Genomic DNA, 15,993 nt, shown 5'->3' on the forward strand with positions numbered 1-15,993 from the left:
AGGATCTTCTATTTGTTTACAAAGGTCAATTATACCAATTTTCATGTTAGTTTATGTTTTAATATATCTTATAAAGACAAGAAAAACAATCGATACAAACAGATAACAATACATTAATAATCAATAACATAACAAATAAGCAACAAGGGATAGTATAGTAAAAATATAATATATTTGCTTTGAAACACTTAGTTGAATTTATAGTTTCACCAAGGTGAAGCAAGCGTATCACTTGGGTGACTACGCCTCTCCACTTAGATGCCAATGTATTGTCACCTAGGTGAAACCACAAAAGAAGACAGACAAAAGATAAGCATCCGGGATTGTGCGTGTTTTTTCCAGTCATAACAAAGTCAAAAGCCTAACGTACTTCGTTTGGCTTTTGACTTTATAACAGCTTGAAGAGAAATACACAAGAGGCCGAATGCTTACAATTCTTCCATAAACTTGACCAACGAGTGAACAATGCTTCAATCCATATACACCCACGCAGGGTGTGACAGTTCATCCGAGCTATGATAGTGGTGGATTGCGTGTTTCAATCCACACACCCACGCAGGGTGTGACCTTGTGATGAGCAAGGATCGCTACGCTATTTCGAGTCTCAATCCACACACCCACGCAGGGTGTGACAATAGATATAAATGCAACTATACACGGAGGAGAGTTTCAATCCACACACCCACGCAGGGTGTGACTAAGTTAAGATTATTATGCTTTGGGTCGTCATGGTTTCAATCCACACACCCACGCAGGGTGTGACCTTCTTGCTGGTTGTTGTGTATCATTCTAATAAAGTTTCAATCCACACACCCACGCAGGGTGTGACTCCGTTCTCCAGATCGGATATCATCTCCCAGTAAGTTTCAATCCACACACCCACGCAGGGTGTGACGAACAGCAACATGATATCTTCTCTTTTCAAGGGTTTCAATCCACACACCCACGCAGGGTGTGACGATATCACAGCATAATATGTCAGATATTCGGGAGTTTCAATCCACACACCCACGCAGGGTGTGACATGGCTTAAAATCATTAAACATAACGGCATAATGTTTCAATCCACACACCCACGCAGGGTGTGACCATCCTATAAGATTGTTGTTGTAAGACCATTTTTGTTTCAATCCACACACCCACGCAGGGTGTGACTCCGCCATATCACTGATACGGTATCGCATCATGAGTTTCAATCCACACACCCACGCAGGGTGTGACTATCTACTGCTAAAGTATCTATATTACTGTCAGAGTTTCAATCCACACACCCACGCAGGGTGTGACCGGAACGCCCCATTACGGACACCCCCAACTGTTGGTTTCAATCCACACACCCACGCAGGGTGTGACAAAGGCTTCACCCTCCAGTTGTTCCGGAGGACGGTTTCAATCCACACACCCACGCAGGGTGTGACTCACCCTTATCGGTGAAGATTTCAATCAGTCTACGTTTCAATCCACACACCCACGCAGGGTGTGACCCAATCTGGCAACCGAAATAAGCAAGGCAGACATGTTTCAATCCACACACCCACGCAGGGTGTGACCCTACAAAATTATCCAACGGTGCAAATGAAATAGTTTCAATCCACACACCCACGCAGGGTGTGACTATAGGAGGTTTAGATCAACAGATAAAATCAAAAGTTTCAATCCACACACCCACGCAGGGTGTGACCCGGATAATCTGGATATCCATATACCTGATTTGTTTCAATCCACACACCCACGCAGGGTGTGACCGAAGAACTTGTAACATTGGAAACAGCAAAGCTGCTGTTTCAATCCACACACCCACGCAGGGTGTGACTATTGTAGAATGGTTTACAGGCGTGTTTGACATGTTTCAATCCACACACCCACGCAGGGTGTGACAAGCACATCCCTGTTAGCTTCAAGTATTTCATCGTTTCAATCCACACACCCACGCAGGGTGTGACAATTGTTTTTTAGCGTATTTCTTTCTCATAGCTGTTTCAATCCACACACCCACGCAGGGTGTGACTAAGATAGTAGAAAATCGTACAGTATGTTTTCAGTTTCAATCCACACACCCACGCAGGGTGTGACCCATAAAGTAGTATAGGGCTTCTGCTGGTTTTCCGTTTCAATCCACACACCCACGCAGGGTGTGACATTAAGATCCTGTCCCACTTCGTCCCTATTTTCGGTTTCAATCCACACACCCACGCAGGGTGTGACTCTATATCTAATAACATATTATAAATCAGCAAATTTAATCCACTGTTATGCGAATCATCATTATTATTCAACTTCATAACGAAGAAATACTTTACAAATAATTTAATCTACTGATTATTAACACATGCGAAGATACTACTTTTTTTGTAACACACCACATTCGCATTATATTATAAGAGCCTCCTCAAGTTTATACGCCGTTTCAACACCTATTACTTCCACCCTCTTATTCTCATTTTTACTAAGAATATAAAAACGAACACTATCAAGAGACATATCAATAATATCCCTAACTCTCCCTTTTAGAAGAGAATATTGCGCTTCCGTCACTACACACTCAAAGACTGAGTTCTGCACCCTCTGTCCATAATCCAGACAAGCCTTGGCCACACATCGTAAACGGCGAGCCCCCTCTTTGCTTGTAGTATCCACATCGTAAGTCACAAGAATGTACATAATTAAAAATCATTTTATAAGAAATACCGGATAATCGTCAATATCCTGCCTGATATACCTTGCCATTAACATAGCCTGCACATAAGGCAGAAGCCCTATTTCAACTTTTTCATTAAGATAAGGATGAATTATCACTTCCCTTTTCCTTGCCTGCCATGCAGTAATAAAAGTCTTTTTCCCTTTATCTGTCATAACAACCCCATTATCACCTTGGAACAAGAAGTCTTTTACTGAAATCTGTCTTTTATTAATCAACGACAAAATAAAACGGTCGCCAAGGTAAGCACGTAACTCTTCCATCATATCTAAGGCCAACGATGTGCGCCCCGGACGGAGTGTATGGAGAAACCCGACGTATGGATCAAGGCCAACAGTTTCGAGAGCAGCCGCAACATCATTGGCTATCAACGTATATGCAAAAGACAACATGGCATTCACCGCATCCTTGGGAGGACGACGATTGCGACCATGAAATGGGAAATCAGTCTTCTGATTAAGTATCAAGATTGGCAATACCTCAAAATAGGCATTCGAAGCCATCCCCTCATAACCAATTAATTCCGTCTTATCTTGAGCCTTCAAAGCATCACGCTTGGCACGTTCCAATACTTGCACCGCCCTATTAATGTCTTCATTCTCACCATAATCACGAATATATCTCCTCAATATATTGCGATAGTTTTGAATCTTACCACCAATCATCAACCTAACCACATGCAACGACCAAGATGCATCGTCCGACAATTGGTACTGCTTTTTGCGTAACAGAACATTCCCTTTCGTAGCACCTTGAACCCTGCTGATAAATCTGCCTTGTGGAGAAAGAAATGTGAGTGATATACCATTGTCACTACACAATTTCATCACACCGGGACTTGCGCCCATATATCCGAACGTAACGATGCCCTCTATATTTATGACAGGAATACGAAACACCTCCTCCTGCTGAACAGATATAACGACATTCAGCCCATCCTTACTAAGATACGCTTCCGGTGTCGTCACATACAAAGTATTCAATAGTTTTCTCATAGGTACAGATTTTTAGTAAGGTAATTATCTACCGAAGTACAATTATTTACCATTTCCGGCATGCAGATATCTTTCAGCGAGCACTTGTCACAATGTTTCCCATATTCAGCCTTCGGGATAACCGCTTTACTAAATATATCGTGCATATCCCGGGCACATTGTCTGACTATATTTCGCAGCTCCTCCGTTATATCCACATTAACCCGATGGCGAAGCTCCCCATAAAAGAAAGAGCCGTATGGTATATGGATAGCATACATTTCTTCTATACACATGATTTGTGCTGCCAACTGCACTTCATCCACTTCGTTTCTTTTCGGTTTGCCATGCTTATACTCCACAGCAACCGGTTGCCATCGCCCCGGATAGTTGGGATGCAAAATCGTATTTTCAAAAGATGAGGAAGGAAGTAACTCTATGGCATCAGAGATTCCATAGAGTCCAAGTTCACGCGAAGCGATATTCACCGCACGTAATGTTATCTGGTCACCACACTTTTGTCTATAAAACGGATCATCTACATGCTTGTGCAGAATCTGTCCTTCGATGGTGAGACGATTATCGTTCCATTGCTGCTCAATGTGTATCAAAGCCCATTGCCGGGGACAGAACCTAAAGTGCTGAATCCCCGACAACATAAGCATATCGTCTTCATTGTACATACGATGGAATTATATCAGTTCCTCAATAGTTACATTTGATGGAGCATTCTCCTTATCTATAGTAACTGAATAGTCGATGAATGAGCGTGGTGCTCCATCGCAGACTTTCTCCACTTTTACCAATTCAAACAACTTGTTGGCGGGAGCATTACCCAATATGGAGTCATGCTTGAAGACTATCAGTTTTTGAGCACTCATCAATCCACGTGCCGCCGAACGATCCACATCGAACATGTTCTTTAAAGCTTCCCAAAATAGTTCAAGGTCTTCTTCAGAAAATCCTGTCTGTTGTGCCAAGTTGGCGGAGATGAAGCCGTGACAGACATAGAGGCCATAAGGAATGGTCGCTTTACGTCCCTGTATTCCCACTTGTGATTCATAGGTCTTTTCTTCATCACGAGCTACACATACGGTTAATGCATGCTCTGCTGAAACAATCATATCTTGCGAACGGGCAAAAGTCATTTGAATCGGCCCCCTCACTTGTCCTGCGTTAGGTCCGGTTGAGAGTACTGCTCCAAAAGTCCTAACGTCAAAGAAGCGTCTGCACATAGCAATTTTACCAGCTGAACTCTTATCGGCAGGAGCTTTTTCTTTGATTTTTAGTTCTATTCCTAAATCTTCTTTGTACATTTTGCGGATTTCTTCATTAATAAAGACCTCTTCTCCAGAAATCTCTTTGGATTTGACAAGAATATCGTTACCTGCTTTTCCTGCTTGGGCTATTTGTACATAATTACGTACCTTGCGTTTCAAACAAACATCTGTAACAAGGCCTATACCAGTTTCAGCATCTATCCGAGGAAGATTACCTGCATCCGGGTCACCATTTGGATTACCATCTTGTACATCAAAAATGTAAACGAAATCAATTCTATTCTTTAATTCTGACATAATTGTATATTTTTAAAAATTATTCTTCAGTTTCTTGATTCTCTCTGTGAGCTTTCTGATGATAATAGCCGAGGAAGAATCGTCCTTGATCTTCCAAACTCAATGTATTAGGAAAATTTTGAATTAAAACTATTATCTCTTTCTTTTGATTATCAAAGAAATTAGCAAGGCCTTTCTTCTCTTTAGCCAATTTAGCATAATGACTGTTTGATAATTTGAGAACTGTTGAAAATACTGTAGATGGCGTAGATGAAGCCGCATTCATGTAACTTGAACGAATGGAATCTTGTTTATTTGCTGCATATTGTAGGTTTTCCAACACAGCAAACAGCCTTCCACAAAGATACCCTTGATTTTGATTTTCTTTGTCTAACATAATATCTAATTTTTTATGGTTGTTATTTTCGTTTAGTCTGTTGAGATATGCCTTGATGATAGCAGCACGCACTATATTGACGGATTGTTCTGCACGTATGCGACGAATACATGCTTGAAAGAGAGAAGCCGGATACGGCAACCCTTGAAATATGCTTCTCACCACAGCATCAGGAAGATTGGGAGTCGCATCACTTGACTTTCCTCCAAGAGTAACATTTCCAAGAATGGAATGCAGTCCCACGTACGGCTTCTTATCTTTGCGAGTGTCAACCATCTCCATATCCGTAAAATGTTTACTTATCAAACCTGCAAATTCACGCAAAGGCATCTCATTCCAATATACTACCGCAATTCTTGCCGAATTGGGAGCCAAACCCAAAATGAAGAATTTGTCATCATCGTTTGCCGATAATTTTCCGTTATAGATAGACTGGAAAGTATCATATACTAACTTTATGCGCCTGTTTGAGTCGTCATTTTCTTCTTCAATCCGCCCCAACAAAGAAAATAGACTATTTTCGGACTCTTTTGAAGCCTCGCTATTGGAGGAAGCCCAGAAAAGATAAGTACGTGAGCCCACCATAAACTTATTGTGAGAATCCGAACGCAGCAAATGATTCAATGCGGTTGTATATGCAAATTCAGCTTCTTCTGATATTGGAGCATTGTATCCTTTAGATTTCCCATACGAATCATACCCGGAATTAACTTGAAATGCAACTAGTTTAGCTGTTTCTTGGCTTCCAAGTATCTTTGTAGCAGTTGTAATCTCTACAACTTTTGAATATCTCCCTGTTATCAAACAAAGATTTCCTGCCACGCCATGATTCTCGTCAAACAAATTTATCAATTCCCTTTTCGAAGCCACTATTTTCGTATCCCCTTCTATAAGGAAAGAAAAGGTAGAATATTTCTTATTAAGATTTTTGGCTATATCATCCCATAAAGAATCTTTCTGCATAGCCCCAACTATAAAAGAATGGTCTTGCTGATAAAATGCATAAACAGCTTTTATGTCCTCATTATCCGGAAAAGCATCATATATATCTTTTACTTTCGCCTTAAATACTTCAAAGTACTTACGTATCTTTTCCATATCCCCCTTATCGGAATAACCAAATACATATTTACTATTGTCATACAAATAGTTTGCAACAGGGGCACTTGATCGGCTAACACTTTTCTTAACAAGAAACTGCTGTGCCGACTTCTTATCTATGCGCCTGTCTTCAAAGCGCAGAAATTTTCCACATCTATCAATAACAATAATAAATCCAATCTCTTTGTATTCTAAACCAAAAGGGGCCACATCATCTCCACTTCGATGATAGTAATCATATAATGCTTTCAGTATCATCTCAACACCTCCTCACTATCTTTATCCGGTACAACAATCACTCCCTTTTTCATTTGGGCTCTATAAAACATAGCATCCGGCTTTTGTGGATTTTCCTCAAAGTCCATATCATAAAGCATAATGCCGAAATCCCTGTCTTCGGCTAAGGGATAATCAAGATTATCAGTACTTTCAATATACTTCCAGTTTGCAGAAAACTCACGACATCCGAGATAGGGCTGCGTAAAACATTGCCCTTGTGATGCCCTGCGTTCGAACATCTGATAATACTTCATAGGATTCTCGTCGGCACTTGGCTGATGCTTGGCAAAAGCCTCTTTCGGACGGTCTTTTACCGGAATAAATACTAACTTAGCATAAATTCGGTAACGCACATCCAGCAGAAGCAACGTGTTCTTCTGCTGACGTTTATCTTCAATAATGATAGGTGATTTACTGGCAACTGCCCCCACCTCATTCCGTCTAATGGTAGCCCATTTAATAGGCCTGAGTACCTCAATCTTGGTTATCTGCCAACGCATGGCATAACGTTTAAACAGTATCGCTTCAAAGATGGCGCGTGCCGCCGATGGCGTAATGACATCATAACTCACACGCTCTACTTTCAACTCCGGACGAGTGAAACAAGCCCAATCGCCCCACACCTCCAGACAATATTCTTTATCTGTATATTCCATATCATTCATCGTTTTCCTTGTTTTCCAATAAATCTTCCGGCTTCTGACCTTCAAAAAACCTTTTTGCCGACAAGGGAGTTACCACTTCACGACCGGTTTTTTGCTCCAACTGTTCGCGTGCCACACGAGCCACATCACCACCGTCAGCCGCACACTGCATATTTTCACCCAATGTCTGAGGATTTTTAGCTTTAGTAATACTTGTCGTAGAGAGTTCGGCCAGCATATTAAGAACCAATTCTTCATTGGTCATATTGTCCCGGAGATTTTCTTTCTTCAAGCCCTTGAACTGTTTGTACTCCTTTGCCGACTTTCCGGTCCATTGCTGATAGATAATGTCTGTAAGAGTAGCATATTGAACACCTTCCTCTACATTATGTAGTTTCCATTGATCTGTAAGATCTTTACGGATTTCAATGCTCTTCAAGCGTTGGTTTATCCAGTTGTCAGAGTAACCAAGTCGCTTGTAGTCCATCATAGCTTGCTCAATACTCAACTCAGGGTCTTGCATCTGATCAAGACGTTCGGATGCTACATGTGCCATCCATTGCTTGAACGGTTCTGCCTTGGGAGATGGGATAGACTGAATGATACGTAGTAGTTGTTCTGTATCAGCCACATCTGTAAGTCGCATCTTACCGTCTGTGGCTTTCATTTTCAAACCGTGACAATTTGTCACGGTTTCATTTCCCTCTTCTTTAAGTCTTTGCTTTAACTTACGCCAATAAGCAGTTGCATCAACACTGTCTGTTAAAACTGACACCACATCAACTATCGAAAAATACCATTTTTCCTTTTCATCATCCCACACGGTGCGGACTTTACGTTCTTCAAACAATTTCAATGTTTCTTTCTTTGTCATATCCGTTTCTTTATATCATTAATACTTCCTCCAGCCAATGGTTATCAAGGCTGAGACCTGTGGTTTTATTATACTGAGACCTGTCTGCCAATACATATATTCCTTCCAATATTTCTTCGACAAGCCCATAGCCTTTCAGTTGCTTAAAATCATAGGAACGGATGCCTACAGTAAATTTCGCCAATTGCTTCACCAACGAGTAGGTACACCCCGATTCTTTCAACTGCTCTATAAGTTCCATGCTGTTTTCCCAATTTACGATAACATTTATACTTGTATCATCAATCAGGCGAAATTCTTTTGATGCAGTTTCAAAACATAGCTCAGTAGGTTTGTAGAGCCAGTGCTTTATATCCTTTTCATCAAATGTTTGTTTTCTGCTATACAATTGACAAAAATAGGCTTTCATGGTAGAAGGAGCAAACCAATCACTATCTTCCGGCAAATTCAACCGAGCATTGTTGGAGTCAGCCATTGAACCGAAGAGCTTTCGCTTCTCTGCCGCCAGACTGAACACAAATGTATGTCCCATGGCACTTCGTCCTTCCCGATTGCACCGTCCCGCTGCTTGCAATACAGAATCGAGTCCTGCTTCTTGACGGAACACAACCGGAAAGTCTATATCCACACCGGCCTCCACAAGCTGGGTTGCAATGACCCTGACAATCGGCTGCGACTCATCCTTCAATAAAGTTTTTATTTTACCAATAGTTTCGTGTAAGTGGGCAGGGCACATCATTCTAGACAAATGCAATTTCACTCCGTCATTGGGCAAACGGTCATACAGCTCTTTGGCATCTTTACGAGTGTTCACTATGCACAACACCTTATTATATTCAGACACCTTTGCAGCTATCTCATCGTATGTTTTTCCTGTATCATCGATTGACAACTTCACACGGCGAAGCTGGTCATGCAAAGCAAATTCTTCCGGAATAATTTCCTTGATATGTTCTATTCCCTTAAAATCAGCTTTAGGATTTGTTCCTTCTATCAGACCACTCAGTACCGGCTGGCTTGCCGTGGTAAACAATACCGAAACCCCGAACATTTCCTGATACGCTTTCAGCGCATCGACTATCGGCCGCAAGAAGCCGGTTGGCAACATCTGAACCTCATCCAAAACAAGAATTGAATTTGCCATGTTGTGCAGTTTGCGGCAATCAGATGTTTTATTGCTAAACATAGATTCAAAAAGCTGTACATTGGTAGTGACAATAATGGGATAGTCCCAATTCTCTGTAGCCAATTTTGCTTTTTCCCTATTTTCCTCGTCCTTAATATCATCGGGGTCGAAATTACTATGATGCTCCAATACATTTTCTTCACCAAAGATTTCCTTCAAAAGCCCTGCCGTTTGCACAATGATACTGGTATATGGGATGGCGATGATGATACGATTCATTGAATGGCTTACAGCATGCTTCATGGCCCATAACAAAGAAGAAAGTGTTTTACCGCCTCCCGTCGGAACTGTAAGACTATAAAATCCTTTTTCGCTTGAAGAAGTTCTACTGCATTGTTCTTTCACTTGCTGGCGGATGCGGTTCACTTTCGTATCAGCTGCATTCGATTGCAGTTTTTGCATATATGCCTCCAGCTGTGGAAGCAAATCGGCAAGCGTAGCCGAATTTCCCCGCTTCCGCCATGACTCTACATCCATAAACCGTTCTGTATCGAGCCGGTCGGCATCTACAAGACAGGAAAAAAGCATACGGGAAAGGTGATGAAAGTGTTTCCATTCAACCTTTGATTTAGAAAAAGGTGAATCAATAAATTCTTGGAATAATAAAGGTTTGTTTATGCTAATGTCACCCTCGTTTATTTCTTTGGACAATAGCCTCTCTTTCAATATGTTTTCCACATCCCCGAAATCATGTAACCCCGTGTGATGAGAAATAATTTGGTTTACAAGAAGATGGGAAACATCCTTTCCCATAAGTTCTTTTGCCAATATTCCACCCACAAAAGCATGGGTATGATCATCATAGCGCTTCTTGTCACTCGTAGGCAAACCATTCATCTTGCGTATGTATTGCTGGAATGCCGCCCGTTCCTTTCCTTTGTCATGAAGTAGACCGAGCGCACGCCCCCAAGAAGGAAGTCCGAACTGCCCGGCGAAGGATGCCGCCATATCAGCAACCCCCTTTTGATGTTCATCATTGGTTTGTATCATCCATTGACCATTATCCCTATTTTGATACAAATGGGATATCAACTGATTTTTCTCTATCATCTGATTAAATTTATAAGGCTAACATTCCACAAATATAGTGAATAATATCAGACTCTCGCAAAAGAAAATCATATTTCAGGTCAGCTCCATCAGTTTTCATCCTTAAAACAAGAAATACAACCAACAACGACAAGAACAGGCATTCCGCTTTGTCGCCTCTACGCGGAAAAAAGAGAACAAACCATTTCGGGGGGATACAAAAATTTCCGTCACTACATCTCTTTTAGAATCAGTAAGATGTAGTGACGGAAGAAAAAACAATCTGATTATCCACATAGGTAATCCAGCATTTATATTTCAATACAAATAACGTATAAAGCAAACGTTATCGGGCATTCCCATGTGATGCAATCATCCATCAATGAAGCTTTTATGGTATGATTGCAGATAATTAGTAAACATCAAGCTTTCACCACCGCCAGCAACTCATCCGGTGTAACCAGTGACTGCTCGCCTGTAGTCATATTCTTCAAAGTCAGTTTCCCTTCGTTCATTTCATTTTCACCAACAATAGCGACAAAAGGAATCTGCTTGTCATTGGCATATCCCATCTGCTTCTTCATTTTAGAAGCATCCGGATAAATTTCAGCGCGCACCCCTGCTTCACGGACTTTTGCCAGGATAGGCAGACAATAAGCAGCCTCTTTATCGCCGAAGTTTACAAACAACAGCTCGGTTCCGTTCACCGCTTCTTTCGGATACAAATCCAACTGATTCAACACATCAAAAATACGGTCGGCTCCGAAAGAGATACCTACACCAGACATACCATCCATACCAAAGACACCGGTCAGATTATCATAACGGCCACCACCACTGATGCTGCCAATCTGCACATCCAAGGCCTTCACTTCAAAAATTGCTCCCGTATAATAATTCAAGCCGCGAGCCAAAGTCAAATCCAATTCCACTTCACTCTTCACACCCAGTGCAGACACGGTTTTTAATATGAATTCACTTTCTTCCACTCCCTTCAATCCCGCTTCACTGGTAGCAAGGACAGTCTTCAAAGTTTCCAATTTCTCTTCATTGCTTCCACTCAATAAAATAATCGGCTGCAATTTATCAATAGCCTCTTGAGGAATCCCTTTAGAAGCCAATTCCGCATTTACATTTTCCAATCCGATTTTATCCAGTTTGTCAATGGCTACGGTGATATCTACAATTTTATCAGCCTCCCCGATAATCTCGGCAATACCGGTCAATATCTTACGGTTATTGATTTTAATTGAAACACGTACTCCGAATTTACCAAATACACGGTCTATCATCTGTACCAGCTCCACTTCATTCAATAAAGAATTGCTGCCTACCACATCGGCGTCACATTGGTAAAACTCACGGTAACGCCCTTTTTGGGGACGATCCGCACGCCAAACCGGTTGGATTTGATAACGTTTGAAAGGAAAACTTATTTCATCACGATGCATCACCACATAGCGGGCAAAAGGTACGGTGAGATCGTAGCGCAATCCTTTTTCACAGAACTTGCTCGCCAGCTTTACCGCATTGCGGCCCAGCAATTCCTCATCGGTAATGCCGTTGAAATAATCACCTGAGTTCTGTATCTTAAACAATAACTTATCCCCTTCGTCACCGTATTTTCCCATCAAGGTAGACAAATTCTCCATAGAAGGAGTTTCAATCTGCTGATAGCCGAAAAGATGAAACACATCACGGATCGTATTGAATATATAGTTACGTTTCGCCATTTCCACCGGCGAAAAATCTCTCGTTCCTTTAGGTATACCTGGTTTTGCTGCCATAATGATTCTATTTAATTTATTTTGAGCCACAAAATTACACTAAATATTTCATTCGTAAAAAGAATACTTCTTAATATTGCTCATTGCCGGCAATATTAAGAAGTTAAACAGCCGGTGCCTTAAGTGCATATCTCAGTATGGGCCGTTTCCCTACGAACTCATTGTTTAATAATTTCGTAAGCTGTAGAATGAGCCCCTCTATTCTCTATTTTTCCCTCCAATACATCCAAAGCGAACTCAATGCCCCGGACAGCCATCTGTGAGCTGAAAATATCAGCTGTTGCAACCAGTTTTCCCGTAGAAAGAAATTCTTTCATCACCGCATCATTATCAAAGCCCACTACAGGCAGATAGCAATTTTTTTCTTGCATCTGCTGAAGAACCCCCAACGCCATCGCATCATTGCTGCAATATACAGCTTTCAAATCAGGATACCGCATCCACATAGCCTGAAAAACTTCGGCGGCTTTCTCCGTTTCCCAGTCGGCCGGTTCGGATGCCACCAATCTTAACCCTTTTTCTTCTATCGCCTTGATAAAACCTCTTTTACGCTGCTGCGCATTATCGGCTGCCGCCAATCCTTCAATAATAGCAACTTTATCTTCATTCCGCAACTTCTTATCCAATAATTTACCCACTTCATACGCAGCTGCAAAATTATCCGGTCCCACAAAAGCCACTTCTACTCCTGCCTGCTCCAATAGCTGAGTATCCAACCGGATATCAATATTGATTACCGGAACTCCTTTCCTGACAGCCTCTACTACAGGCTGAACTAAGGCTTTTGAATCTATAGGAACCAATACGATAGCATCGACTTGCTGATGAATCAAGGAATACATCAAGTCAACCTGTTCCTCTACCTCTGTCTGTGTAGCCGTTCCCACACAAACCAAATCCAAAAACGGAAGAGGGGCCGCATACTGAATGGCCCCTTCTTTCATCACTTTGAAAAAATCGGCTTGTAACGACTTCATTACAAGCCCTATTTTATAATTTCTCTTCATCTAATTTCTAATTTGACAAAGTAATGCTTATTAATCCGATAATAAACAAGGAGAACATAGCCGCAATCAGTTTATTGGTCCCCTTCGGAGCTTCCTTAAATTCCTTCCAGACAAAAACTCCCCAGATCATAGCCACCACAGGCGCTGCGTTGCTAAGGGCATAAGAGATAGCCGGATTGGCAGCACCTGCTCCCATAAAACTAATCACCATGCCGCCCATCCAGATAAAGCCTCCCAGCATACCTGTGAGATGGGTCTTGGCATCGCCGGCAAAGTAATCTTTCATGGTCACCGCCTTGCCTTCTACCGGATGCTTCATGGCAAAGGTATTGAATATAGGTGTGCTGGCCAGAATACCTACCGCAAAGAAGAACACACCTGTATAAGGAGTCAGCGTTCCGGTTCCTCCCGCCACATACTGCGGGTCAAGAGATTTCACTACCAATCCGTAAAAAAACATGATAGCGATACCTGCCATAATGGCCAGCAGAATCCCCTTCTTCGGAGTGGAAGCCTTGCCGGACGATAACTTTCCGTACGCTTTTCCGCAGATCAGTATAGCTACAATGATGACTAACACACCACTCCATAGTAAAAGCTGATTTCCCTGATAGGTCTGACCGGCCAAAGAGATTAATAAATAATTGAATACAATACCTCCAATCCAGGCCAAGCCTCCACCGATAGGAAAACCTACTGACATTCCGGCTACAGCAATGGCTGCGGTAAGAAATATATTGCCAAAGTTCCACACAACACCGCCCAAGAATGCATATTGAATGCTAGACCAGTCCATGACTGCCAAATCCTGAAAAAAGGTACGACCTTCACTTCCCATACTTCCCAAAGTCACCGCCCCCAATAAAGCTGTAAGGAACAGACCGACGGTCAAATCCCAATAAAACAGTTCAAAGCTCCATTGCTTGGCGGCAACCATCTTCTGCGTATTTGCCCAAGAGCCCCAGCAGGCACAGCAAATAACACAGCAGAGGATTGCCAAAAAGTAATTATCTACCAATATCATATTTCATCGATATTATTCGTGAATATAGATATTCCAGTTCAGATAAGTTTCAATAGCTTCCGCCAAAATATCTTTCACATTGCCACGGCACATAGCCACATGATGTTCGAATCCATTCTTACAAATATATTTCATAAGCGGCTGCAGATTATCCACCTTGGTTACTGCTATACAACCATCCATTCCGTATGGATCATCAGTCAGGTCACCTTTGCCCAAATAAGACTTGATACAACCCTTCGTATCATCTGTCGAGATGCGGAAGAAGGTGAAATCACCCTGTTTTACTTTACCGTAAACGGCACCGAAAGTATGTACCTTACCTAATGTTCTGCCTAACACTCCTAATGTTCCTAACTTCAAATCATTCATTACAAATGATTTAGGGAAGTTACCACAATGTGTACACACACACTTGTCACGATCCTCGGCAAAGTTATTGTTCCAGTCAAGCAATGCCGACGGGCGACCGGAAGCCAATGTCAACGCATACATAGACACTGCACCGGCAATATCCACTTCACAAGCAGCAGGGATTAATTTTTCACTCAACATACTCATAGTCACACAAGCTGCACAACCATAGTTTTGCTCCAAAGAGTCCCAACACTGGATAGCTACAGCATCAATTTCATTGGCTTCCATCCATTGTTCTACAGCCACACCAAATTTAGCCTGCAAAATCAGTTTATCATTGTATTGTTCGGGAACAGCAGCATATTGTCTGATTTCTTTCAGTTTTGCTTGTAACGTTTCATCAGCATCTTCAATCTTACGGGCGGCAGACAAGATTTCAGAAAGATCTACCGGAACGACTGTAATGCCCGATGCCTGCAACAGTTTCTCGCTGGCGCGGACGGTCTGGAAACCGGCAGGACGAGTGCCGATGGCACCGATGCGAGCATGACGAAGACCATTCACCACCCGGCAGATCGCAGCGAACTTATTAATATCGGCTGCCAGCAAATCAGAATAAATAGAATAAGTATGTAGCGTAGTATCAGTAAAAGGAATGCCATACTGATACAAGTTATTGCATACGGAAATCTTACCACAGAACGCGTCACGACGGCTATCCAAATCCACCTTGTCATTCTCATCATCACATGCCTGAACCAAAACAGGCACATTCAGATCGGCTACACTGATAGCATTGATGATACCGATTTCAAAACCGAAGTTAGGTAATGAAACAATGATTCCATCAATGCGGTCACGATTCTCACGGAACAACTTTGCACATTTCAAGCCATCTTCTCTTGTTTCAATACTGCTACTGCCTGTAGGCGTAGCATCTTCGGGGAGAATGACATAGTCATAGCCCTCTTTCGTCAGTGTTTCCAACAATTGTTTACGGACATCTTTTGCTAATTCCGAGTTAAAATAAGCGCGTGTTCCAATGATGACACCAAAACACATTTTTTTCTTGTTTTTCAT

At 41.9% G+C, this 15,993-nt stretch carries 12 protein-coding genes and 1 CRISPR repeat array; all 12 genes read right to left on the bottom strand.

All coding sequences use genetic code 11. From position 1 onward, the window contains the following. Positions 1 to 469 precede the first annotated feature (469 nt). Positions 470 to 2,205: a CRISPR direct-repeat array (repeat unit 32 nt; unit sequence GTTTCAATCCACACACCCACGCAGGGTGTGAC). A 165-nt stretch (positions 2,206 to 2,370) separates the two neighbouring features. Beyond that, the gene (gene cas2, locus RE317_RS17510) at positions 2,371 to 2,661 is read right to left on the bottom strand and encodes a CRISPR-associated endonuclease Cas2 (protein ID WP_005852931.1); all 291 of its coding nucleotides are present in this window, start codon (positions 2,659 to 2,661) and stop codon (positions 2,371 to 2,373) included. Positions 2,662 to 2,670: 9 nt separating this feature from the next. Next, on the bottom strand, positions 2,671 to 3,693 hold the full coding sequence (cas1c, locus tag RE317_RS17515) for a type I-C CRISPR-associated endonuclease Cas1c (RefSeq protein ID WP_005852930.1): 1,023 nt from the start codon (positions 3,691 to 3,693) through the stop codon (positions 2,671 to 2,673). Continuing rightward, positions 3,690 to 4,355 (bottom strand): CRISPR-associated protein Cas4, encoded by a 666-nt coding sequence (cas4, locus tag RE317_RS17520; protein ID WP_008670705.1) that lies wholly within the window; start codon positions 4,353 to 4,355, stop codon positions 3,690 to 3,692. The genes cas1c and cas4 overlap by 4 nt, the downstream gene beginning before the upstream one ends. Positions 4,356 to 4,364: 9 nt before the next feature. Then, positions 4,365 to 5,249: a type I-C CRISPR-associated protein Cas7/Csd2 gene (gene cas7c, locus RE317_RS17525; RefSeq protein WP_008670702.1), complete on the bottom strand. Its 885-nt coding sequence runs from the start codon at positions 5,247 to 5,249 to the stop codon at positions 4,365 to 4,367. Between the two features lie 19 nt (positions 5,250 to 5,268). After that, entirely contained in the window at positions 5,269 to 6,984 is a 1,716-nt protein-coding gene (cas8c, locus tag RE317_RS17530) for a type I-C CRISPR-associated protein Cas8c/Csd1 (RefSeq protein ID WP_008782057.1), read from the bottom strand. Next, complete coding sequence (gene cas5c / locus RE317_RS17535; protein ID WP_005852926.1) at positions 6,981 to 7,661, bottom strand: type I-C CRISPR-associated protein Cas5c; 681 nt, start codon at positions 7,659 to 7,661, stop codon at positions 6,981 to 6,983. The genes cas8c and cas5c overlap by 4 nt, the downstream gene beginning before the upstream one ends. Position 7,662: 1 nt before the next feature. Continuing rightward, positions 7,663 to 8,523: a Bro-N domain-containing protein gene (locus RE317_RS17540; protein ID WP_008667625.1), complete on the bottom strand. Its 861-nt coding sequence runs from the start codon at positions 8,521 to 8,523 to the stop codon at positions 7,663 to 7,665. 10 nt (positions 8,524 to 8,533) lie between these two features. After that, positions 8,534 to 10,759 carry a CRISPR-associated helicase/endonuclease Cas3 gene (locus RE317_RS17545; RefSeq protein WP_008667627.1) on the bottom strand — a complete coding sequence of 742 codons (2,226 nt, stop codon included), beginning with the start codon at positions 10,757 to 10,759 and terminating at the stop codon, positions 8,534 to 8,536. A gap of 401 nt (positions 10,760 to 11,160) precedes the next feature. Then, positions 11,161 to 12,525, bottom strand: a complete 1,365-nt coding sequence (hisS, locus tag RE317_RS17550; RefSeq protein WP_008667630.1) for a histidine--tRNA ligase — start codon at positions 12,523 to 12,525, stop codon at positions 11,161 to 11,163. A gap of 158 nt (positions 12,526 to 12,683) precedes the next feature. Then, positions 12,684 to 13,532: a substrate-binding domain-containing protein gene (locus RE317_RS17555; protein WP_008782056.1), complete on the bottom strand. Its 849-nt coding sequence runs from the start codon at positions 13,530 to 13,532 to the stop codon at positions 12,684 to 12,686. A gap of 7 nt (positions 13,533 to 13,539) precedes the next feature. Further along, a complete protein-coding gene (locus tag RE317_RS17560; RefSeq protein ID WP_005842348.1) occupies positions 13,540 to 14,556 on the bottom strand; it encodes a GRP family sugar transporter in 1,017 nt (338 codons plus the stop codon). Positions 14,557 to 14,568: 12 nt separating this feature from the next. Beyond that, positions 14,569 to 15,993, bottom strand: coding sequence for an L-fucose/L-arabinose isomerase family protein (locus RE317_RS17565; protein WP_005842349.1), 1,425 nt, complete (start codon positions 15,991 to 15,993; stop codon positions 14,569 to 14,571).

The organism is Phocaeicola sp. GP0067 (assembly GCF_031119655.1).
In the GTDB taxonomy this organism is placed as follows: domain Bacteria; phylum Bacteroidota; class Bacteroidia; order Bacteroidales; family Bacteroidaceae; genus Phocaeicola; species Phocaeicola vulgatus.